General features: G+C 31.6%; 13 protein-coding genes. 10 read left to right on the top strand and 3 right to left on the bottom strand.

Going from position 1 to position 25829, the window contains the following annotated elements:
- The first annotated feature begins 49 nt into the window (after nucleotides 1-49).
- Nucleotides 50-670 carry a hypothetical protein gene (locus MHH88_RS18075; protein WP_339259812.1) on the top strand — a complete coding sequence of 207 codons (621 nt, stop codon included), beginning with the start codon at nucleotides 50-52 and terminating at the stop codon, nucleotides 668-670.
- Between the two features lie 554 nt (nucleotides 671-1224).
- Here MHH88_RS18075 and MHH88_RS18070 read toward each other — a convergent pair.
- A complete protein-coding gene (locus tag MHH88_RS18070; protein ID WP_339259810.1) occupies nucleotides 1225-4140 on the bottom strand; it encodes a DEAD/DEAH box helicase in 2916 nt (971 codons plus the stop codon).
- A gap of 552 nt (nucleotides 4141-4692) precedes the next feature.
- Here MHH88_RS18070 and MHH88_RS18065 point away from each other — a divergent pair.
- The 6 genes from MHH88_RS18065 (at nucleotide 4693) to MHH88_RS18040 (ending at nucleotide 18664) form a co-directional block, all read left to right on the top strand.
- A complete protein-coding gene (locus MHH88_RS18065) occupies nucleotides 4693-6405 on the top strand; it encodes a cation diffusion facilitator family transporter (RefSeq protein ID WP_339259808.1) in 1713 nt (570 codons plus the stop codon).
- Nucleotides 6406-6562: 157 nt separating this feature from the next.
- Complete coding sequence (locus tag MHH88_RS18060; protein ID WP_339259806.1) at nucleotides 6563-7732, top strand: hypothetical protein; 1170 nt, start codon at nucleotides 6563-6565, stop codon at nucleotides 7730-7732.
- On the top strand, nucleotides 7729-8883 hold the full coding sequence (locus MHH88_RS18055; RefSeq protein ID WP_339259804.1) for an AAA family ATPase: 1155 nt from the start codon (nucleotides 7729-7731) through the stop codon (nucleotides 8881-8883). Before MHH88_RS18060 ends, MHH88_RS18055 begins: the two co-directional genes overlap by 4 nt.
- A gap of 851 nt (nucleotides 8884-9734) precedes the next feature.
- Entirely contained in the window at nucleotides 9735-14441 is a 4707-nt protein-coding gene (avs4, locus tag MHH88_RS18050) for an AVAST type 4 anti-phage nuclease Avs4 (protein WP_339259802.1), read from the top strand.
- 568 nt (nucleotides 14442-15009) lie between these two features.
- A complete protein-coding gene (locus tag MHH88_RS18045; protein WP_339259800.1) occupies nucleotides 15010-15207 on the top strand; it encodes a hypothetical protein in 198 nt (65 codons plus the stop codon).
- A 52-nt stretch (nucleotides 15208-15259) separates the two neighbouring features.
- Nucleotides 15260-18664: an AAA family ATPase gene (locus MHH88_RS18040; protein WP_339259798.1), complete on the top strand. Its 3405-nt coding sequence runs from the start codon at nucleotides 15260-15262 to the stop codon at nucleotides 18662-18664.
- A 1010-nt stretch (nucleotides 18665-19674) separates the two neighbouring features.
- Here the strand turns inward: MHH88_RS18040 and MHH88_RS18035 are convergent.
- Together MHH88_RS18035 and mutT are read right to left on the bottom strand one after the other, a co-directional pair.
- A complete protein-coding gene (locus MHH88_RS18035; protein ID WP_339259796.1) occupies nucleotides 19675-22566 on the bottom strand; it encodes a DEAD/DEAH box helicase in 2892 nt (963 codons plus the stop codon).
- A 24-nt stretch (nucleotides 22567-22590) separates the two neighbouring features.
- Nucleotides 22591-22989 (bottom strand): 8-oxo-dGTP diphosphatase MutT, encoded by a 399-nt coding sequence (gene mutT, locus MHH88_RS18030; protein WP_339259794.1) that lies wholly within the window; start codon nucleotides 22987-22989, stop codon nucleotides 22591-22593.
- A gap of 345 nt (nucleotides 22990-23334) precedes the next feature.
- Here mutT and MHH88_RS18025 point away from each other — a divergent pair, with 345 nt between their 5' ends.
- The 3 genes from MHH88_RS18025 (at nucleotide 23335) to MHH88_RS18015 (ending at nucleotide 25811) form a co-directional block, all read left to right on the top strand.
- Complete coding sequence (locus MHH88_RS18025) at nucleotides 23335-24252, top strand: HNH endonuclease (RefSeq protein WP_339259792.1); 918 nt, start codon at nucleotides 23335-23337, stop codon at nucleotides 24250-24252.
- The gene (locus MHH88_RS18020) at nucleotides 24225-25133 is read left to right on the top strand and encodes a GIY-YIG nuclease family protein (RefSeq protein WP_339259791.1); all 909 of its coding nucleotides are present in this window, start codon (nucleotides 24225-24227) and stop codon (nucleotides 25131-25133) included. The genes MHH88_RS18025 and MHH88_RS18020 overlap by 28 nt, the downstream gene beginning before the upstream one ends.
- A gap of 105 nt (nucleotides 25134-25238) precedes the next feature.
- Entirely contained in the window at nucleotides 25239-25811 is a 573-nt protein-coding gene (locus tag MHH88_RS18015) for a branched-chain amino acid aminotransferase (RefSeq protein WP_339259789.1), read from the top strand.
- The last annotated feature ends 18 nt before the right edge of the window (nucleotides 25812-25829 follow it).

Below are 25829 nucleotides of genomic sequence, written 5' to 3'. Positions count from 1 at the left end.
AAGTTAGTATTGCTAGTTCTATTTAAAAGGGATACATAGGAGGATATTTATGTTATTTGTAACTAGGCAACCTGTAAATGTAATGAATTATCTTATCCAGACACAAAAAGATTATTATGCACCAGCATTTTCAAAGTATACGAACGGTGAAGGAGTTAGTAATTTACCTATTGAAAAATTATTTGGATATACACCAATCTTTGTTTCTTCAATAGAAAGTGATGAAGATTTAATTTTTACTGCAATTACATCTAGCCCTAGTGTAATTGAATGTTATATTGTATTTGAAACTGAAGATTTTGATGTAATTAGTTTAAGTAAATGGTTAGACTATTTGAAACATAGAGACGTTAATGTAAATTTATCATTACAAAAAGGAGAAGAACCGGAGTATGTTGTAAAGAAGATTTGCTATCACCAAATAAGAAAAATAATACCTGTAGCAGGCGCTTTTAATAAGGGGCAAGATTTTAGTTATCTTTTATCTGATAATTTTTATAAACAAACTCCTCTTTTTAATAAGACAGGAGGAGCTATAGGTTCTTTTTGTGAATCAAGAGTAAATGAATTAAATAAAATTACTGAAGATTTCTTGAAAATAGCTATAAATGATAATTATAAAAAGGCATTAAATAATTTAAGAAAAGATTTAAGGGATTTATTATCTTAAAATAATAATAAAATGAGTTATATTGATTTATGACAAAGCAAAGAATTATGATTCTACTACATCATTATATAATCATTAATCCACCCTCAACACTCATTAAAATGTGAAGCGATGGCAGGGTTAAGTATGAATTAAACTAGCTATAATGTACAAATATAATTAATATTTTATAGTTGTTTTTTTATTGAGTTTAAATGCAGTATAATCAATTTTGGAAATAATGGATATTGTTATGGAGGAGAAAAGTGGTAGAGAAATTAAAGAGTGGAGTTTTACTAAATAAAAATTAAAAAACTCATTCATACCGAACATTGTGAATCTGTTTCTTAGCTTGAACTAGTTGACTAATTCTTACCTAACTATTTTTTGAGACATAATTATTGTTAGCATCAGACTTAAAAATATCTAATTCAATATTCGTTGAAACATGAAAAGCAGACGGTTTAGAAGTGCGATAATGCACCTCTAATTGGCCCTGCTTCAAATAAGCGAATTTTTTTACTTCTGTACTTAGATTTAGAATTTGGAATCTTTAATCGATATTATTAGTTTTCTTATTTAATAGGTACAGTCCAACTCTTACTAATCTTATATTGAGAATACAAATCGTTAGATTCTGACATTTGCCATGCCTGCAATTCATAAAGTATCCCTTTTGTCCAATAATCATTTACGTAGACAAGACCATCTTTCGGAATTTCTAAGTTTCTAGTAAAAGGATAATCTACCCATGCTCTTGTATTCCCACTGTCACTAAATAAGATATGGCTAAAAAGTGAGCGATAACTTCTAATTGTTTTAAGTTTTGTATCATAGTCTATTTTTAAATTTAACAACGCTTTATATTCTTCATCAATTTGTTCATTAACAACAACTTCCTTTAACATCACAACACCGGATGATACGGTACTGCCAGCTATTTCATTCCATTGCTCTTTGTAAGACAGCAGCTGTGGATACTTAGTTTCTAGCAACAACATTACACGTTTGTTTTTTTCTAGATTTTTAAAGTAAGGGAAATCTCCTTCTCTTAGCACATGTTCTTTAAACAATACTTTGGCGTAAACTTCCTTACGGGAGCCATGATAAATGATTTTCAACCAATTGGAAGCTTCAAATGTATTCTCTTCATTACTGATTAATTTTATGCGTAACTTCTTTGAATCATCTTCTGAAAATTTGTTTATCTCTTCACGCATTGCGTCACCTAATTCAAAAATATGATTATTTATATATTTGATAGCCTTTGCAAAATGATTCCCATCAGAATACTTCATTCTAGATCCAGTTATTGAATAATCATTTGTCATACTTCTCTTACACAAATTTAATGAAATCTCTTTAAAATACATGAAAACAGGTAATGTCTCCACCCAACCATCCACTTCATTGAGGATCACATCACGCTCATCTTTATTACGATTTTCTTCCACAAATTGTTTCAACTCTGAATCTTCTTCCATTGCTTTTTTGATTTGCTGTTGATAGGTTTCATTTACTATATAAGGAAACAAATTAATAAATTTATTTTCTAAGAACATTCTTTCGAAATATTCATTTAATGGCTGCTTAATTTTATTGAAAATGTATGTGTTCTTTAATTCATCCATAAACTGTTGCTTATAGATGTTAAACTCCGGTGATTTCTTGATAAAATTTGCACAACCTGATATAGCATTAATTGTCCCTAATGATTCAAACGAATCATCCTCATTTTTCTTCTTATAAAAAATTTCATCCCATATGTATTCTTTTTTATTAAGTAAGTCCTCTGCTAATTTTCTTCGCTTTTCTTCGCTTTTACTATCAGTGACTTCTAATTCTATTAGCTGACTCAGAAACGCTTTAAATAAAGACAGCTCTCGTACATATTCTGACTGCGTTAACTCTTCTTGTTCACTATTAATCTCAAATCGTTCCTCGCCCTCTAATAACGCGATTAATATCTCTGCCTCTTCATTTGCTTTTTCTAAGATGGTCTCTTGTTTTTGATTATTGTTTGAATGAGTCGTCTCATCTTCTACATTCTCTATATCTTCTACGTGTACATGTTGTTTTTCTTGTTCAATATAAAAGTCAAACGCAGTCTTTACTGCCAATATATTTTCAACAGCCTGTTGTAATTTATCATGCATATCCTTTCTATGTTCGCTAATATCTAAATAATTTTGTAAAGTCTGCTTCGATAAAATTACATTACGAGAAGGTAAGTGCTTTAATAAATTATGTAAACTAATTGAGACAGCCTTCCTAAAATTTTCTTCATTTGTTCCATAGTTACCGCTTCTTAAAATGAAGCAATTGAAAATTTGCTTATATCCATCCTTAGTTAGACGATCAATCCTACCATATCTTTGCTCTAATGCAGCTGGATACGCAGGCACATGATAGTTGATGATATGGTTGAATCCTGGTAAATTTACTCCCTGTTCTGCTAATTGATAAGAAACAATTAAAATTTGTGGTAAATTCTCGTCGCTTTTAGTCTTTCCAGAATACCTTGCTAGCTCCCAACTATTTTCCCCCGTTACTTTGGCATATGTTTTTTCTGTTTCCTCACAAAATGGTTTATAACCCTCATATTGGTATAAATAATCAGCGATATATTGTGCCTCTTTTTGTATATATCGCGTAAAAATCACGAACCTTGAATCAGGCTCCTCTTTTAGTCTGCTGTTTATAAAACGAACCAATGCTTTAACACGTAATTCATCCCATTCTTTGTAATTTCCATAATTAACATCATAATTTTCGATTAACGTATGATAGCGTTTAGAAATTTCTTTTTCAAAGTTATCAATATTTAAATCCTGAATCGTATCTTTAAAATAACGAGTAACAGGTAATTCTTTATTTAAAAAGCTGCAAATTAATTGTTCTGGTTTTTTGCCAATTGTTGATACTGTATTTTTTAAGGTCTCAAACGTAATACCATTGTTTTCTTCTAAAATTTCATCAGCAATTGTAATATATACATTTAAATCTTGTTCGGAATTTTTAATAGGTGTTGCCGTTAAAAATACAACTTTATGTGCGTTCATTTTTATTAACTGTTCATATTTTTTTGTCTTTTTTTCAATAAATAAATGCGCCTCATCAATTATGATAAGTCCATAATTACCAATGTTTTTTTCGATATTTTTGAAATGATTATTTATTAAATGAACGCTATTTTCAAATCCCATTTCTTTAAATGGTAATTTACTAAACCAGTCATTTAAAAATTGCCCATTATTTCCTTGACCACCCTTTGATAATGCATTTGTTGTAATAACCAATACTTTTTCTTTCGGGTTTTTCTCTAAATAGTCTAATGCCATTAAACCACTACTGATTGTTTTCCCACTACCAACTTCATCAAAAATAAATACGGCATCGTTCGCTTCTAAGCGATCACAATTTGCAAATTGAATTGGGTATAAATCTACTTTTTTAGGATCTACTACTTCTAACCACTTTCTTTGGCTCACAGAAACAACCTCCCAATTTATTAGTAACCTTCATTAGATTGTAATAAATACCCAATAAAATATCCATACTGATTATTATTTTTATAAAATAATAATCAATAACATTTATTCCTTATTCACTCGAACTAATGACCAATGTTTACTTTGCTTAACAAAATGGACAAAACAGACTATAAATGTAGAACATTTAAATACAACTTCCTGAAAATAGCACTGTCAGAATGCTCTTTTACTCTTTTCATGGATGGTAAACACGAGCAGAATAATTGGAAAATTATTATCAGATTTTATTCAATAATAGGCCCATTATCTTAAATAACCTTCCAGAATAAACAAGAACACGGAGGTTATATCATAAAAGAAGGAGGTGTCTACATTCAAAATAGGCACCTTTTAACATTCTAATAATGTTAGAGATAATTTATTTAGGTGTTAATCAAAATAAATTGTTTCAAAGTATTCAATTGGAATTTACATATATTAGAATTATAATATGAATTAAGAATTATAAGGGTTGATAATTATGTTTAGAGGAAAAATCGAGGTGGAAAAATGTCAAAAGAAAATGCTGAATTAAATATTAATAAAATCGAAGTTGCTGATTCGTTTGACTTTGATGAATTGGAAAATAAATTACAAAGCGAGCTAGAGCTTCAACTTTCTGATTTAGATGTTTTGAAAGACGAAAAAGAAAAAATCGGTAATGAAGATAACTTAGGAAATATAATTAAGGATGTAGTTTGGGAACAATTTATAAATCAAATTGCTGCCAAGGCAGGGACGGATTTTATAAAGGAAAATAAAGAACTTACTTTAGATTTAAGAAAAGAAGCTCATATTCAGACCACTGAAAACTTTGAAAAAGGTAAAATAGCAAAACATAATACTTATATAAACTATCAGGAACGGTACGACAATTATCAAGATAGCTTTGAAAAGAATGAGAATGGGGAAATTAAAACAAGATATGATAATAGAACCGGAACATATAAAAAGGTTTTGCGACAAGATAAAAAGGATGAAAATAAAAAGATAGTTAGATATGGTTTACGACATGAGTTTGATCAAGGAAGAGATAAAGGTTCTTCCAGTGTACACAAGGATCATACTGTTTCAGTAGGAGAAATCGTTAGGGACCCAGAAGCCAATACACATCTAAGCAGAAACGAACAAATTACTTTTGCTAACAGTGATAAAAATCTCAATGATTTAGATTCAGTGGCAAATCAATCTAAGGGCGACAGTAGCATGAATGATTGGTTAGAAAGTGAACGTGAAGGTAAAAAGCCAGCCGAGAGATTTAACATAAATGAAGAAAAGTTGAGAGAACAAGAACGAATTGCACGCGAAGAATATGAGAAAAAAAAGCAAGAAGGTATTCAAAAATCTATGGAAGAAGGCAAAAAATCGCGTAAGGAAGAAGCCTTCAGAATAACAGGAAAGGCACTTCGTACAGCGGTTATGCTGATGTTTACCGAATTTATTAAAGAAGTAATTAGCAAACTGATTAAGTGGTTGAAATCAGCTCAGAAAAATCTGAATACACTATTTGAACATATTAAAGAAGCGATTAATTCATTTATTAGTAAAATGAAAACATATTTGAGAAATGTTGGAAATTCAGTATTAACAACTATTTTCACTGCTATATATGGCCCAATCGTTGCTACTATTAAAAAAGTATGGATTTTATTAAAGCAAGGATGGAAATCTATTAAAGAGGCCATTAATTATCTAAAAAGTCCTGATAACAAAGACAAACCTCTAGGTATACTTTTGTTAGAAACTGGGAAAATAGTGATGGCAGGATTAAGTGCTGTTAGTGCAATTGTACTTGGGGAAGTGGTAGAAAAAAGCTTAATGACAATTCCTTTTCTTGCAGTTGAAATTCCGTTGTTGGGGAGTTTGGCTAATTTGATAGGGTTATTCACAGGTGGTATAACAGCAGGGATAATTGGAGCTATTGCCATAAACCTAATCGATAAAGCTGTCGAAAAAAAACAAATAAATTATAACGTAAGTAAACAAATTGAAAAAGGGAATGAAATTTTGAATACCCAATCTCAATTAATTGCAGTGAGTAGCGAAAAACTTTCTAATACTAAAGAAACAGTATCTAATTCAATAACTGAAAGACATGCAAAGGCTAGAGATGAAGTGAATGAATCATTGGATTTAATTTTTAATGAAGATGTATCGAATTCGAAAAATAATAAGGATACATTCGATGAAATGGAGAAAATTATAAAAGGCCTTTTGGATTAAATATTGATTCAGATGGAAAATGGGATATTGTTATGATATTTAAATCGACTTTAGATTTTTTTATGGAACTAGTACTGAAGAAAATAGAAATGATGATGAATTTGATTTTCTAGCTAATGAACTCAAAACATTATCTAAATAAAGATAGAGGGTTAATATGAACAAACTTGTTATTCAAACGCATAATTTTGAGAAAGCTAAAAATCAGTTAAAAGAATTTTCATTGACAAAACCTGAAGAATTGGCTTTAAAGGAAGTTGAAATAAACGGAGGCCTATTTAACTGGTTTGATCATAAGGTAACGGGACAAGAATTAAATGATTTAACAAATCAAATACAAGGTTACTTAGTCAAATTTAATACGCTAAATACAAAGTTTATTAAAGAATTTGGTGAAGTTTATAATGCTTTAGAGGCTTTAGACAAAGAATATATACAAGCAATACTTATTTCCATTAAAGCGGCTGAGAAAGCTAGTAAAGAAGCGAAAGATGCTCAGCAAGATATTAATAAAACAATAGAAGTACAAAAGCAAACAATTACAGTCTTAAAAAAGTTTAAAGAAAAGTTAGATAAATATGAACATCTTGAAAATGTTGATGAGGTTTGGAAAGACACCCAAAGGTTTGGAAAAGAGCTGAAATTCATTAATAAGCAAATCGATAATATAAAACAAACTTCTGAAGAACAGTCTTATTCAATTTTACAATTGGATAAGTTTCTAGAAGAATTAAGAAAATTCAAACATCTGGCAAATATCGATGTCTTATGGGAAGAAGTTCAAGTTTTTAAGCGCAATATAAATTCACTTAACGAACAAATAAAAAACAGTAAAAATGTGATTGAATTTCAAGGACAAGCATTAGGGACTTTACAAAATTTCAAGAAAGATTTAAATAAACTTAATCATCTTTATGACATTGATCAAGTATGGGAAAATACACAAACTATCTGTGAAAATATTGATTCAATTAAAGAGCAGATTAGTGATTTTAAAAAGACAATTAAAGTCCAGGCGAATGAAGTAGAAGCTTTAAATCAGTTCATAGAGATGATAAGAAAGTACAAACATCTTAAAGACATCGATCAAATATGGGAGGATGTTCAAAAATCTAAATTTGAAGCTAAATCGCTAAAAGTAGAGGTGGATGATCTTGAAGAAAGGCTGCTTGAAACTAAGCAACAAATGGGTGAAGATAAGACTAATTACGAAAGTCAAATAAATTCTCTGTTTAAGAAAACGAAAATTGCTTATGCTTTAGCTGGAGGTTCTATAGGTATTGCATTACTTCAATTTCTATTGAGTTTGATGGGGATTCTAAAATGAGAAATAAATATGAAAACGACTTTTTAGATTTAGCTTCGAAATTAGATGCATTAGTCGGCGAATATGGAGAAATAACGAAACATGCAATAGCAATTACGGATAGTCAAGACCATCAGGCAACGATTACATTACTAAAAAAAATATCTGACGTAGCTGATTTGAAAAACAATATTCCGGGAGTTAAATTGTTGGCAAAAACATTGAAAGATAGCTTGGTTAAATATTATGGGTATATTACAGTCCTAGATATCTGTAATAAGGAATTGATAGTTGAAGACAATCGTACTTTGCCTGAACTACTATCTGAACTGAATGCGTTAATAGGTTTGGATAATGTGAAAACAAAAGTAAATGACCTTATTGCTTATCAAAAGGTACAGCAAATGCGAAAAGTTAAAGGTTTAACTTCGACTAAAAATACTCTTCATCTAGCTTTTCTAGGAAAACCAGGTACTGGGAAAACTACTGTGGCTAGAATTGTAGGAAGAATTTATAAACAACTAGGTTTGCTTTCGAAAGGGCATTTCATTGAAGCTTCAAGAACAGACTTAATAGCAGGTTATCAAGGTCAGACTGCTTTGAAAGTTAAAAAAGTTATTGAAAAGGCAAAAGGAGGAGTCTTATTTATTGACGAGGCCTATAGTATAACTGAAAATGACCACAGTGATTCTTACGGTCGAGAGTGTTTGACTGAACTTACAAAAGCATTAGAAGACTATCGGGAAGATCTGGTCGTAATTGTAGCAGGCTATACAGAGCCGATGAATAAATTTTTTGATTCTAACCCTGGACTTAAATCTCGTTTTAATACATTTATAGAGTTCGAAGATTATACAGCTATTGAATTAGAAAAAATTTTAATGACGATGTGTAGTGGTAATGAGTATGTTTTGAGTGAGGAAGCAAAAATGAAAATTAGATTGGCATTAAAAGAATTAGTTAAAACAAAAGACGAGAGTTTTGCCAATGGGCGTCTCGTTCGAAATATATATGATGAGTTGATTATGAATCACGCTAAAAGGGTCGTGAATATCGAAAATCCTAGTAAAGAAGAATTATCAATTATAACTGCTGATGATTTTAAGGGATTACAATTGAATCAAACAGTTAATACAGAGGATATAGCAGTTTTGTTAGATGGGCATAATTGAAAAACTACAGGTGATCTCACTGCATCTTTTTTTGATTTTTGTCCACGTTCACACTCATGGCATTGTGAAGCTGTCGCATGTAGAGTTAGTATAATGAAGAAGAACGAAATTTCCAATATGGAATTCGTTCTTTTCTTTGTAGTTCTTAAAAGGTTAAAGATTTTTTTGTTGAATTTATTGTAATAGATAATAGTACAGTCTAGTTTAAAAAGTAGTTAGTTTTGTTCAATAATGGGGTGCGATTGTGCCAGAAGCTTCCCTTTACTTAATTCACTTCCATGAAAAGTTGAATAAGAAAAATAGGCTCGTTCCACAGAGATAGGAATCGAGCCTAATTTAACCCTCCAACACATTGTAAAGCGGTGGCTTGGCTTGAACTAGCTGACTAAACCTAATTTAAGCGTGTTTTTCAACGTATGCTTTATTTGGTATATCTAACTTAATATTGGTTGAAACGTAAGCGTCAAATAGCGTTAAACCTGTTATTTAGGGGGCGCTATTATTACAGTGTTTCTACAACTGTTGGTTTTTTAGGAATATGACAATTAGACGGTATTTTAACACTTAAAGAAACTCGCTTAATCTATAAAGATGGCCGTTTACCAAGTAGGCTAGAGGCTACAACATTATTTGTTGATATGCCGGAGGAAGAAGGTATCACAGCAAAAGAAAAAAGATATATTAAAGGGATTTTTGAGTAAGTGAACTTAGAAGCATGTCTTAGGAAACTAAGATGTGCTTCTTTTACTTAGAAACTAATTAATTTCAAATAAAGATAGAAGGGAAAAAGAGTCTATAAACCCAATAATTGTTGTAAAATAAAGTGAAATCATATGAAATGAGGTGTGATTATGATTAAACCTGATTGGAAGGTTTTTGAGGCTAAATTTAGTGAGAATCCACAAAGTAATTTTGAATGGCTTTGTTATATTCTTTTTTGTTTAGAGTTCAAAAAAGAAACTGGGATTTTCAGGTATAAAAATCAATCTGGAATTGAGACAAATCCGATTTCTATGAATGAAGATATCATTGGATGGCAAGCAAAATTTTATGATACGACTTTATCAGCACATAAAAAAGAATTAATCGAGTCTTTAGTTAAAAGCAAAAGAGATTATCCACAAGTTAACAAAATTCTTTTTTATACTAATCAAGAATGGGGGCAAAGTCATCATTTTGATAAACCGGAACAAAATGATCCTCAAGCCAAAATTGATATTGAAACCAAAGCTAATGAATTAGAAATACGAGTAGAATGGAGAACTGCTAGCTTTTTTGAATCTCCATTTGTGACTTTGGAAAATGAACTTATCGCTAAACACTTTTTTACTTTCGAAATGAGTATCTTCCAATCATTATTGGAAAAGAAATCACATACTGAGTCGATTTTAGAAGGAATTCAGACATCTATTACTTACCGAGATAAGAGTCTAGAAATTAATAGAACCAATTTATTGCAAGATATTCTAGATAAAATCGAAAGAGAACAGGTTTTAATTGTCACAGGTATGGGCGGTGTTGGTAAAACAGCTGTAATTAAAAAGTTATATGAAGATATGAAAGGGAGTAATTCTTTCTACATTTTTAAATCAAGTGAATTTGAAATCAATAATATAAATAACCTATTTAGTGGCTGTAGTTTTAGGGGTTTTATAGAAGCTCATAAAGAAGATGAAAAAAAGTTAATAGTGGTCGATTCTGCTGAAAAGATTTTAGATTTAGAAAAGACTGATCCATTTAACGAATTTATTAATACTTTAATTAAATTCGGATGGAAAATTATATTTACGGCAAGAAGTAATTATTTGTCTGATTTAGATATGAAGTTTATAGATCATTACAAAATGAAGCCTTTTAAATTTTATATTGAGTCTTTATCGATGGAAGAATTAGTAGAATACGCTCAACAATATGGCTTTAATTTGCCTAGTGATGAAAAGTTACTTGAGGTACTTAGGAATCCGTTTTATTTAAATGAGTATTTAAGATTTTATGATAATGAAGAGGTAATTAACTATCTGAATTTTAAAGAAAAGTTATGGGACAAGGTAATAAAAAAATCGAAGCCATCTAGGGAACAATGTTTTATGAAAATTGCTTTTCAAAGGGCAAATGAAGGTCAATTTTTTATTTCACCAAACTCTAATGAAATGACAATTTCTACTCTAGTACAGGATGGTGTTTTAGGGTATGAAACTGCAGGTTATTTTATAGCACATGACATATATGAAGAATGGGCATTAGAGAAAATAATAGAATCTGAATACATTAAAAGAGTTAGCTTACTTGATTTTTTCAATAAAATCGGAGAATCTCTGCCTATTCGGCGAAGTTTTAGAAAATGGGTATCTGATAAACTTTTACTGGAGGATAGTTCGATTGAAAATCTTATTGAAGAAGTTTTTGAAGCCGAAGATATCTCTTATTTTTGGAAAGATGAAATCATAGTGTCTGTTTTACTTTCACCATATTCTGATTATTTCATTAGTTTATTTGAAGATGAAATATTTAGAAATAATCATAAGTGGTTAAAAAAAATCACCTTTTTATTAAGGGTAGCATGCAAAGAAGTTGATGAGGATTATCTAAAATTAATTGGTTTAGATAAATATTCAATATCAGATATGAAGTATATAGTAACAAAGCCAAAAGGACATGGTTGGGCAAGTGTAATTAAGCTAATTTATCAATACAAAGAATCTTTTGAAATAGAAACAGTAAACTATATATTACCTGTAATTTATGAATGGAATAATAAATTCAGAAGTGGAGAAACAACAAGGCTAGCAGCTTTGATAGCTTTGAAATATTATAAATTAATTATAGAAAAAGATAATTATGCTTTCAGGGCAAATGAAACTGAAGAGAAAACAATCCAAACTATTTTATATGGGGCAAGCGAAATTAGCAATGAACTTACAGAGGTTTTTTCAGAAGTAATTAATAATAATTGGAGAAAATATAGAGATCCGTATTATAGTCTTGTAAACGCAGTTTTATCTAAGTTAGGCGATAATCAAGAAGTTATAAAAATCCTTCCTAATTATGTATTAAAGTTAGCTGAATTATATTGGATTAAACCAAGTGAGCCACCTCACCCTTTTTATAGTAGATCAGATGTTTCAGATGATTTTTCGATTAGTAGTGATAAAAGGGATTACTATCCTTCTAGTGCATACCAAACCCCTATTTATTGGCTCTTGAAGTACTCTTTTAAAGAAACCATTGATTTTATTCTCAAGTTTGTAAACTATGCTGTCGAAAGCTATGCAAATTCTGATTTGGGTAAAAGAGAAGTAGAAGAAGTAGAAGTTAATATTAATAAAAAGGTAATCAAACAATATATAAGTAATAGGCTATGGAATACCTATAGAGGAACACAAGTTTCACCGGAAATATTTGAATCTGTACATATGGCTCTAGAGAAATTTTTGTTGGAAAGGTCAGAACATACGGATTCAGAAATATTGGAAAATATTCTACTGTATTTATTAGAAAATACTAAGTCTGCTTCTATAACAGGGATTATTTCAAGTATAGTCATAGCTAATCACGAGAAAACATTTAATGTAGCAAAAGTTTTATTTCAAACAAAGGAATTCTTTTTTTATGATAGTAGTAGAATGGTTTTGGACCAAACAGCAATAAGTACATTTAGGTTTGGATATGGTTTGAATTATAAAGAGAAAATTCATAAGGATGAAAGAATAGAAAGTTGTGACCATGAACATAGAAAAAAAACTCTTGAAACAATTGCGCTGATGTATCAGTTTTTTAGAAACGAAGAGATACCAGATGAGATAGCTACTAAAAGAATGGAAGATTTATGGACCATTTTTGATAAATACTATGATGAACTTGAAAACTATTCCTTTGCAGAAGATAAAACTTGGAGGCTTTTTTTAGCACGTATGGATAGAAGGAAAATGAAACCTACTGTTGAAAAAGTGGATCAAGGCGTACAGATTGATTTTAATCCTGAGATAGATGCAGACTTAATGGAATATAGTGAGTTAGCACTTCAAAAAAGCTCTAAAGCAACAAAATATTTACCGTTAAGATTGTGGGCTGATTCTAAATTTAAAAATGAGGGTCAGTCAAGTGAGTATAAAAAGTACGAGAAAAATCCTTTATTAGCTCTACTAGAAATTAGAGAAATGTTAGAAGACTTACATGATGGTAACGGCGAAGATTATATTTTTGCAGAAGGTGTGCCATCATATGTATGTGCTGTTTTACTTCGAGATTATTATAGTCTTCTGTCACAAATGGATAAAGAATTTTGTAAAGAAGTTATTCTAGCTTTTGCTTCATCTTCTTTGGAGCCTAATTATGCTTATCAAATTGGAGATGGTGTTGAAGCTGCCATTTCAAGTTTACCAATTCTGTTGAGATATTTTCCTGAAGACAAAGAACCTATTAAAGTTATCCTATTATTTACTCTGCTCGATAATCATCCTATAGGGATATCTATAGATTTTTCGAGTTATTCAACTAAAACAATCTTAAATGGATTATGGAATATAAATTTTGAAGATGCACAATCTTTATTATTAGGATATTTATATTTAAAACCTAAGTATGAAGATATGAAAGAGCGATTGCATATAGAAAGTTTTGAAAAGTATAGACGAATAGATGGTGAAGAGGGTTTTTTAGAAAGATTTTCAGAAGAATATGAAGTAGACATAGAGAAAATTATAGGTGACGAAATAACCTTTGAAGAAATTGGAAAAATAAATAATATCAATCCACGCATTTTAAAAACAGCTTTTCAATTAATACCGTTAGATACTAATAATGACGTTCATAAGCATTTAATCAAAAATATAATAATAGTTTTTGCTGAGAAGCTATTATTGGATGATAGAAGAAATAGAATGGATTATGAAGTTAGTCATGATTTTCTAGTAAAGTTAGCAGAAATTATTTTATCTTCTTCAAGTGATGACATACCAGAATATTTAAGTCCGTTTATAACAAAATTTAATAATAATGAATCTATGGCTGACTTATTTAAAGAATTTATTTATGTAGAAGATACTCTAAAAAAATATGATAACTTTTGGTTGGTATGGGATTTATTTTTCGAAAAAGTTGTTGAGTTAAATAATAAACGAAAAAATAGTTATGGTAATTCGCGACTCATCAAAAGCTACCTTTTTGCCGAAACATTATGGAATGATAACATTAAAGAATGGCATTCTTTAACTGAACAAAACAAAAGGTTTTTAATGAAAGTTACAAGACGATTAGGAGATTCACCAGCAGTTCTATATTCTATCGCAAAATTATTAGATGGAATAGGACAAAAATTTATTAATGACGGAATATCTTGGATTTCACGTATGTTATTAGAAAATCAAAGTATATGGAGTGCTGAATTAGAAGATTGTACTGTATATTATTTAGAAAATGTCATTAAAAGATATATTCATATCAATCGGGAAAATATTCGAAGAGAAGTTAGATTAAAGGGAGAAGTTATAATTGTACTGGATTTCCTAGTTGAAAAGGGATCGGTACCTGGATATATGTTAAGGGAAAGCATATTATGAAAGATATAATTTGTTTTAAAGACCGATATAGAGAACGATTTTTTAGAGGTAATTTATAGTTAATTATTGGTGACTCTAATACATCTTTATTTTTAAATTATCCACGCTCAGCACTCGTGGCATTGTGCATGGTTAGAATAAAAATGATGAAAAAAGAGGCTCGATTCCACTGACCTTGGAGTCGAGCCTCTATAACTAATCCCACCAACATCCTTTGTGTTGCCACATACATTCGACACATGTGGAGTGTGTGCTATTGATGTCGATAGTGTAAGACCTGATTTTACTAGGGAGCTGAAATAAATTAATCTTACCTATTTGACCTACAGGATAAAAATGAGTTCTTGGGAACATATGATAGAAAAAGGGCCAGAAAATGAAGTAAGGTTGAGTGAATAGCTTGGATAACATTTAAAGGTTGCAGAGTTATAATATATATAAAAATAGCATTAGTTCCAATCGTCCTTAAAACACTTGGTTTGCGATTTTTATATTCATAATACACAAAATATGGAAGTGCATATATAATGTTATTAACAATATTGTTAATAAGGAGATGACCAATGTTTTGATTGATAAAGAAGAGAAAGTTAAATCACAAACAACCTATGTACAACACTTTTCAACAAGAATTCCCTGGAAGGATAACGATTATACAGGGAGGATTGACAATAATCCTAGGTTTAATGTAGCTGCTCAAGTAATCCCAAATATTGCATCATCACGGGACTTGGAGTTTGAGGAAACTAATAAAGAAAAGTTATGAACAAGTAGGATCGGTAAAAATGCAAAGCTGGATTACAGAGAACGCTGCTTTCATGAGTGATACCAAGCTTAATCTTAAAATGAACCATCCATATAAAAAAGGAAATGCAAATGATAAGTTCAAGCATTTCGAAGAAACAACTTTTGAGATGGACCCATATTCATTCTTATTACGTCCCTTTTCATGGACTTTAAAGGATAATGCGAATGAGAAGAAAAGATATTACAATTTTCATTTTGACTTAGATAAAACAGAACAAATGCTGAGCTGGTCAAGTGCGTGGGTATCACATGGAGAATCTCAAAAAGGGATTTTTGATTACTTCTTTTCGGGAATTAGTCCACACAATTCATTGATATTTCCGTACTACAAACAAGTTCCATTTATTGAAGATAATCGGCGTGTAATTGCAGGAATAGGAAATATAGTATCAAATGTAGAAATTCATGAGTATGATTCAGATGGAAGTAGTGATGAAAAAAACTACATCTGGGAGACGAATGCAGCACATTCAATAAGATTAGATGGCAAGACTGGGTTTTTAATGCCATATCTCGAAATTGCCAAGTATGCAAAAAAGCATCCTGATTTTGATGTATCGAGTGTCACATTGTTTGAAGCGGCAGGTTTTAAATCGGAGTTTTCATATGCAGCTGAATGGGTTAGCTACGATGCGGCTATTGATGTGCTAAATCAAGCGAAAAATGCATTGAAAAATATAGTGAAACTTAATCTGAAAGAAGCTAATCATGAATGGGTTAATATTCAACTTGAATATGTAGATAATCAATTAAAAAATGTTTGGAATCAACGTGGTATTTTCCCTGGATTAGGTTCGATTTTATCAGCTTTCGGTGTTAGATATGGTTTTGATGTTGCTCGTCATGTTGATATTTCTGAAAACGACTTGATGTCTGAATTGAAGTTATATTTCACAGGGGAGAGAGAAACTGGCAACGAGAAACTGGATGACGGTTTGGCTGATAAAGAGGATGAGTTTTTTGGTTTATTAAGAGATGAAAACAAAACTCGGTATTTCGAACTTTTGTCACGATTGAATCTTTCTGTTGAACAAGCTATTTATGCCTGGGGTCATCTGAAAAATTATGCAGCTGAAATTGTTGGAAACCCATACCGATTATTTGAACTTACACGAAAAGAAAAGCACGAACACCAAGTTACTATTTCGCAAATCGACAATGCAATGTTTGTAAATCCGTTAGTGGAAAATAGATATCCTCTAAATAAACCAACCAAAATGAGAACTGAAGGTGATAAGCGCCGATTTAGAGCTATGGTGATATTTGTTTTAGTTCAAGCCGCAAATCAAGGCCATACGTTACTCAGCTATGATCAAATTGTTGAAGAAATTAACAAATTACCATTAGATCAAAAAACGGATTTTCAAACTGAAAAAATTGAAGGTGTTTTAGATTTCTTGCAGGATGGTGAATTGTATGTTGATACGGAAAATTCGTACATAAAGCTGAAAGAATATCAAGATTATAAACAATTGGTAGTCGATATAGTAAATAGCCGTTTAGAAACTAGTTTATCGAGTGAACAAAACTGGGAAAAGATTATTAACGACCAATTTGGAAAACTTCAAGAAAATAATGAAGAAAACGATAAACTGGCTCGTGATGAAAAGGCGACAGCGTTAAAGATACTTGAGTCATCTAAAATATCTGTCTTATTGGGAAGAGCGGGAACGGGTAAAACATCAGCATTGGGGATTTTAGCTTCTTCAAAAGAAATTAAAGCTGGTGGAGTATTAGCATTGACTCCTACTGGGAAAGCAAGGGTTCAACTTGAGAATTCATTTAGGAAGAATAGTGTTGCAGCTGAGTTTATGACTGTGGCACAATTTTTAATTCGTTCAAAGGGTTTCTGTTGGAACACAATGAGTTATAAGATGCCAAGCCAACCTAGTTCGAGTATTGCCAAAACAGTCATTATCGATGAAAGTTCAATGCTGACTGAAGATATGTTTGCTGGCATACTAAAGCTTGTTGATTCTCATGCTGAAAGAATTATCTTTATAGGAGATCCAAATCAATTACCTCCAATAGGAGCAGGACGCCCATTTGTTGATTTGATTAATTATTTGGAGAGTACTTATCCTGATAAGGTTGCAAAGTTGAAAACTGAGATGAGACAGGGTTCAGGTGGTGATGATTTATCTTTTGCTCAAATATTCTCTAATTCAGATTTAGTAGATAAAGATGTAATTTACCGTATACACAACAGTCAAACAGATAATCGTCTTAAATATATTCAATACAACAATTTAGACGAGTTCGAAAAATTGTTCTTTGATGAAATGGTAGAAATTATTAATATGACATCTGTAGATGATATTGATGGTTTCAATAAAAGTTTAGGCGCTGAGCAGAACGGTAAATATACAAATTATAATACCGGAAAGCATATTGAAGACTGGCAAGTTCTATCTCCTACTAAATTTATTGGTACGGGGAGTTATTATTTAAACAACCAAATCCATCAAAAATATCGACAAAAAACAGTTGTGAATTGGCAAACATGGGAATGGAAAAATAAATATAAACCTCAATCTGTTCAAAATATTGTTTTAGGTGACAAAGTTATTTCAAATAGAAATGAAATTAGAAAAGCCTGGGATAAGGCGGAAGAATATATAGCAAACGGTGAACTTGGAATATTAAGTAGAGTTCAAAAAAATGAATCTTATACTGCTTCATATAGCTTCCGTTTCGGCTCATTTGAAGGAAAATTATTTTCATATACAAAATCAGATTTTGGTGGAGAAAATAGTGACTCTAAATTAGAGCTTGCATATGCCCTTACTGTTCATAAGTCACAGGGTTCTGGTTTTGGTAAAACAATAGTAGTTATTAATGGCAAAAGTTCATTTGTTACAAAAGAACTTTTATATACTGCATTTTCTCGTCAAAGAGAAAAACTAATTGTATTAAGTGATTTGTCAATTCAAGAATTAGTTCAGTATGCAAATGATTGGTATTCGGATACTAAACAACGATATACAGATTTATTTGAAGTTCCAAACATCATTGAGATAGAGTTTGGTAAACAAAAACGGTACTTTGAAGAAAGATTGATCCATAAAACAATTCGTGGTGAAATGGTAAGATCAAAGTCCGAAGTAATCGTAGCTAACATTCTTGATAAGATGAAAATTGAGTATTCCTATGAAGAACCATTAGATGTTAGTGGTAAAACTTATATTCCTGATTTTACTCTACGCCACCAAGGCAAAACTGCTTATTTAGAACATCTTGGAATGCTAAGAGATAAATCATATAAAAGGGATTGGGACAGAAAAAGAGCAAATTATGAAAGTGTAGGAATTTCAGAAATTCATGGAAATTTAATTATTACAGAGGATGGAATAGACGGAAGTTTGGATGCAACGTTAATTGAGAGTAAAATTCAAACATGGATAAAAAATAGTTGATTTATTCCCACCAACCAACATACAAAATTAGATAACTCGCTATTTTCCTTTATACCCGACATCTACTTCATCTGATCACGGAGCAGGTGAAGTAGCCGATTATATCGGAATTCGAACAACAGGCAAAGAAATATTTATTGATTTATTTCATATAAAGGCAATGAAAGTAAATACCTATAATAATTCAGTGAATAATTTATATGATCTTTTTAGGCCAATCAATCAAATCGGTTATTTAGCTAACAACTAAACCCATATAGCGTCAGAAGCTATCTAGTAGAAGAAAGAGAGGATATTGTAATTATTTAATAGATACAGATGAAAATTTGAAATAAATTTGTTTTCGAATAGAATTATAAAAGCAAAAATTATAGTAGTTCAGCCATCTATTAGAAAAGAGTTTAAAATGAAAGATAAAGTAGCTGAATTACTAGCTGTTACAAATCATTATATTAAACATACTGGAACTTCTTAAATAATGTAGCTTAGTATTAAACTAGTCTCCGTAAGCATTTTTACCAAACCTTATTAATTCCTTTGTAAGAGCTATTTTTGACCCTCAAAAAAGCCCTTCAAACGTTGATTTAATAAGGTTTGTATGTTTTATAGACTGAACACCCGCCGTCTCCATAAGTTTAGTTTGGCGGAACTTAATAGACATATAAAGATATTCCAAAAGAAAATAAATGATAATCCTAATAGCAAAAAAGTTAAAGAATGGGAAGTAGAAATTAAAAAAGCTAAATCACAGAGAAAAAAGGCTACGGTGAATGGATATAAATAGATATGAACACAGAAGAGAACTGCACTTTCATTATTTTCGATAAACCTTATCATATGTAAGTGCGGATTGAGTATTTACTAAAATAAGTTTAAATAAAAATAATATATAATGGAGTGTGTCATTGTCTCACTCCATTATTATTATTTAAAAAATTTATGCTTGGTATAAGCAGGGAGAAATAAAGATGGGAAAAACCGAAGCAATTAATTCACTTCGAGTTTAACTTCTATTCACCAACTAAATAATGATAAATATCATAATGTACAGGTTGCTTTAGTATTAAATTCATTGTAACGACTGATAGATGATTTCCTTTCCCATCAGGCATTACTTCGTTTTTGGCACTACCTTCTGCAATGTCTGCCTCACCCAGGTAATAGAAATCTGTGCCTTCACCGTCATCTTTTTTCGTAAATAGATGAATTTCCATCCCTGACTTTTTATAATTTAATATGTTCTTTACTTCACTGGACTCCAGTGTTAAGCGATTACGGGTGAACCATCTAAATAATTCGGGTGCTAAAAATTCATCACTATAAGCTTGGCTTGTTTCGACTTCATCCTTTTTATGATATGTAACAAAGATTGGACAAGTGTTATGCTTTGCGCGGTAACCGTAAATGGTTGATGAATCATCATGTGGCCAATTCAATAATCGGCAAGCATCACGACGGGAATATTTTTCAAATAACGTCAATGCTTTTGTTTTATCATACTTTTTATTTTTTTCATAAGCGCATTTTACAATATCCTCAATATGTCCTTTGAAATACGAATTTCTCAAACTCTCTTGAATTTCCTTGTTAAATTGATAGTGTCCATCAGAGGTTTCAATAATTGGCTTAAATTTATACTTTTTCACGTCATTTTGAACATGGAATTTTAGTGAGAACATGTTTTCAACTGATTGAATTGTTGCATCATCTGTATATGTTCCAAATTCCTCTAATTTTCGAACGAAAGACTCTCTTGAAATGGATTCATCAGAAAGTAACGTTTCAATTAAAAGAATTTCGTGTATTCGATTTCCATTCAAAAACTCTTTTGAAAACATTGTTAAAACAGAAAGTTCGTATTCAGTGAGAGAAGGAATGGACTCTTTCATTTTTAATATGAAACTATAATAGTTATCTGCATACCCTATAATAACTTCGGGGTCGATTGAGTTTTGCTCAATAAAGTCAATGAGGAAAGGGATTCGACCCAAACGGTTTTTCATTTCTGTATAAGCATCCCGTAAAGTTTTTAATGTCGATAAATTTGTATTGTTAATAGCATCAAAAATTTTCTTTTTGGCAATTTCCTCGAAGTTTATCGTCGATACACCGTGTATATATTCTGTATTTACCGTTTTTCGGCGGATGTTATCTTTGTTCATAGTTTGGTCCCCAGAGAGTGCGATCGGAATTAGATAGTTATTTTTATAGTTTCCAATAAAATCAATAATTGTTACATACTCTTTAGAATTGTGTTTACGTAGACCACGACCAAGCTGTTGTATAAATATAATGCTCGATTGCGTTTGGCGAAGCATTACGATTTGATTTAAGTATGGGATATCAATGCCTTCGTTAAAAATATCAACTGTTAAAATATACTCCAGTTCACCACTATTCAATTTTTGAATTGCTTCTTCGCGTTCATTTTGAGAATTATCACCAGTTAAACCAATTGTTTTAAGACCTTCACTGTTTAAAGAAGTAGAAAGTTCATGAACTTCCTCCTTGGAACTACAAAACATTAATCCGCGAATATGATCACCTGAATAGCCATAATAATTAATCTTTTCAATAATATGTTTTACACGTTCAGAAGATACTAATTTTTGAAGTTCTGTTGCATCATCAATAGTTATTCCATCTTTTTCGTAGTCCAAAACACCGAAATAATGGAAAGGGCAGAGCATCTCTTCTTCAAGGGCTGCTTGTAGACGGATTTCATAGGCGATGTTGTAATCAAACAACTCATAAATATTGAATCTATCTGTTCGTTCAGGTGTTGCGGTCATACCAAGTAAGAAATTTGGAGTAAAATAATTGATAATTTTTAAATAGGATTCAGCACCTGCTTTATGAACCTCATCTATCAACACATAATCAAATTGATCTTTCGAAAATTGTTGTAAGTATCCGTCCCTTGAAATTGTTTGGATTGTTGCAAATAAGTATTTAGCATGAACATCTTTTGAAGTACCGGAAAGAATGCCAAAATCATCTTCATTTCCACCAAGAATTTTCCGATAATCTTGCATCGCTTTCTTTAAGATTTGCTCACGGTGTACAATAAATAGCATTTTTTTAGGTGAAAAGCTTCGAACATCAAAAGCAGATAAATACGTTTTACCTGTACCTGTTGCAGAGATAATTAATCCTTTTTTAGCGCCTGTTGCACGAAGCGTATTTAATTGTTCTAATGCAGCTGTTTGCATTTTATTTGGTTGAATTGCTAAGCTTTCTTTAAGCGTATTTGTTAAATATTCAGCATTTAGTTCTAATGTATTCGAAGTAGTATATTTAACAAGAGGCTGTAACTCGTAATGTTGTTTGTAATAAGCAATCCATTCTTCCTTTAAAGGAAGCGCTTTATTCCAAGCATCTTCAAATTGATTTTTTAATTGATTAATAATTTCTCCATTTACTAATGAAGTTAAAAATACATTCCACTCATAGTTTGCTTTTAAAGCACTATCAGTTAAATTGGAGCTTCCGACAATTAAAGAGTAGTAGTCTTGATGTTCAAAAATATAGCCTTTTGAATGAAAACCTTTTTCACTAGTTACTCGCACTTCAACGTTTTCAAGTTTAAGAAGCTCTTTAAACATTTTCGGCTGGTTAAAGTTTAGAAACGTTGACGTTAAAATGCGCCCATTAATTCCTTTTTGCTTTAAGTCGTAAAGCATTGTTTTTAAGGTTGCTAAACCCCCCTCAGTAATAAAGGCGACTGAAAAAATAAATGTCTTACATGTTTTTAATTCTTGAAGTATTGTCGATAAGACAGTTTCATGATGCTTGTTTGTTAGAAGTTTTGGTTTAAATTGTGCAGTGACAGTCTTGTTTTGATCTATAAACCCCTTGTAAAGAGAGTTTTCGATTTTTTGAATCAGTTGCAATTGCTCCATATAAATTCACATCATTTCATTCATTTATTTTGCTTCATTTGTAATCTTCACTACTGCAGGGACATCCGCAGGGGCGAAATTCAACTGTGTAAGTTTATCTCGCGTAACCCATTTTGTGGCAGCATGTTCTAATGCATTTGGTTGTCCTTCTTCTAATTTTGCTTTGTATGTTTCTAGTCGAACAATTACTCTTTCATATTCATATGTTGTATCTTCTACTTTTGCACCTACTTGAACCGTACAAGCAAATTCCTCCTGAATTTCTCGTTTTAACGCTTGTTCAGGTGTTTCTCCAATTTCAATTTTCCCACCAGGAAATTCCCAGTGATTTGCTAAATCCATTTCTGGACTTCTTAGGGCACAGAAGATTTCATTTTTTTCATTTTCGATAATCGCCCCAACGACATGGACAGTTTTTTTCATAATATATCACCCTTTTTCTTTTTAATAATTTAAGTTTAGCTTATTTTAGTAGCATATTACATCTCATAGACGAACTCAATCATATTCCTTAAAGCCTAGTTTTATAAATAATGCTTAGGTTTTTCTTATTTTTGAGGATAAGATTTATCTGGAAGGTGAACAAAAAAGTAAAAATAATCAAAAGCATACTAAAAACAAAGGTCTCATATGATGACGGGATTAAAAATAAGTACGTTATTAAAAAGAAATGGTACAAGAACAAAAGAAAGACATTCATTCTATTGATCAAATGAAATTGTTCTTTAGTTATAATAGAAGAAATGGATAATAGAATAGGAGAAAAAAATGAACCACTACATCGTCATGCAAGGGCACACCTATCAAGAAGAAAAAGAAGCACAAATCATTTGGTCACCACAAAAAGATAAAGGCGGAAACACTCCGCACTCATGGCGACGTATGATGGAAGTGAACGAGGGAGACCGTATTTTTCATTATGTAAAAGGTAAGATCGTCGCAATTAGCATTGTTTTGTCTAATTGTGAGGAAGGCATAAAGCCTACGTCAATGACATCATATGACCAATGGGAAGAGCGAGGTTTTCTCGTAAAGCTGCAATATCATGAATTAGAACAACCATTAACGATTAAAGATTATTTTAATGAGTTAAAAATGTTATTGCCTGTTAAATATTCAGCTTTTCAGCAAGATGGGGATGGAAACCAAGGTTACCTATATCCCTGTAATGAAGAGCTGGCAATCAAGCTGCTGGATATTATTAGTGATATGAATATTTATCAAGTAGATGATGAACAGCTAGAATTTGCGATTGGAACTGTAGTACGGACAGAACGAAATACGCTTATTCCTGTGATTACAGAAACAGAAGCTGAAGCGAAACGTAAAATACGTATTGGTCAAGAGAAATTTAAAGCAGCTTTATTACCTTTATGGAATCATCAATGTGCACTTTGTGGTATCGAGCTACCGGCTCTTTTACGTGCAAGCCATTCAAAGCCTTGGCGCGAGAGTTCGAATGAAGAACGCTTAGATCCGTATAATGGTGTGTTGCTTTGCTGTAATCATGATGCGTTATACGACCAAGGTTATATTACATTTGATGGAACTGGCTTAATTCACATTTCAGAACGGATTCCAGCCACAGACTATGGAATGTATAACATCCATCAAAAGATGAAGGTTTCAAGGTATGAAGAGAATAAGCTGTACTTTAGATGGCATCGGAAATATATATTTCAATAAGCAGGGAGGCGTTAAAGCTTTCCTCAATAGGAGTGATTAAAATGACTTTCGGCAAAACAATAAAAATGTTTTTGATTGATGGAGACCCAAGTGGAAGATTAACGTGTGAATTATCTAACTGGACGGGGCTGGCGTATAGAATTCCTAGAACTGAAGTGAAAAAATGCTTGGATCGTCCTAATTTGAATTCTACTGGTGTGTATATGTTATTTGGTCGAAATATTGATGATAAAGAGGCTGTATACATAGGGGAAGCAGAGGAAGTTTATACTCGATTACAAAGCCATTTGCGTGAAAAAGATTTTTGGAATGAAGTGATTGTATTTATAAGTAAAGATGAGAATCTAAATAAAGCTCATATTAAGTACATTGAAAACAAGTTATATGAAAAAGCTAAAGTCGCAAATCGTTACTTTCTAATGAATGGCAATATCCCTCCCATGCCATCCATTTCTGAAGCAGACCGTGCAGAAATGGATGAATATATTAGCAATCTTGTAATGATGGTCAATACATTGGGCCATAAATTATTTGAAGAGATCAAAGATAGCTCAGAAGTTAATGCAGATGATGTTTTATCTATAAAATCGACTCGTGGTGTGGATGCTAAAGGTATCCAAACACAAGAAGGTTTTGTCGTATTAAAGGGATCTAAAATTGCAAATAGCATTGTAAATTCGTATTCAGAGCGTTTATTAGCAAAAAGAAATGATTTATTACATACAGAAAAAGTGAAAGTTGTTAATGATGAATTTATAGTAATGGAGGATCTTTTATTTACTAGTCCTTCGGCAGCAGCTGATATTGTAACGGGGCGAAGTGCGAATGGATTGATTGAATGGAAAGATAGAAATGGAAAAAGTCTGAAGGATTTAGTTTGATAATTTGATCCAATTGGGGGAAATCCTATTTATAAATTATCTCCATACTCCACCCTTCCTAAGCTATACTTATACCTAAACCAATCGAATGGAGCAGGATACTAAGTGTTAAAAAATCAAATTGAATCAATAATAAATGAGCAAGCCCATAGTAAATTACTAGATGTAGAAAAGACATACGCCCAAAAGCACGAATTGTTAGACGAGGATGCAACAGTAGAAGCAATTTCTTTGCCATTTGACGTGATTGAACGTTGCCATAAGGAAACGGAAGAATTACTAGCGGAAGAAACAGCTTCTTTTCTAACAAAGCCTGTGCATTATTTAAAAGAGCATGCGAATGAATTTATGTATGTGACGTCTGAACGTTTGGATGTGATCCGTGTGGATTCGTTTGCGCTTGAATTTGATGGGGCGTTTGGTGTGTACAGTGCCATGTTTGGACTGCGATTGCAAAAGAAGTATAGTGCGTTTTTGCATTCGTATTTAACAGCACATTTGCAACATAAGCAGATGACGTATAGTGCGGTATTTTCTGGGGAAGACGGTCTTTGGGAAGTGAATCTTGCATTAGATGCACTCGATGGATTTAGTGCACAACAGCCGTTTGATGAAGTGTTAACACAATTATATTGTCTTGTTTTTGGGCTTCTTGAAGAACTTGAGGCGAGCGTATAACAAGGATACTTTTGAAAG

The organism is Lysinibacillus sp. FSL K6-3209 (genome assembly GCF_037976175.1).
Taxonomy (GTDB): Bacteria; Bacillota; Bacilli; order Bacillales_A; family Planococcaceae; genus Lysinibacillus; species Lysinibacillus sphaericus_D.
This window is presented reverse-complemented; position numbering and strand designations above follow the sequence as displayed.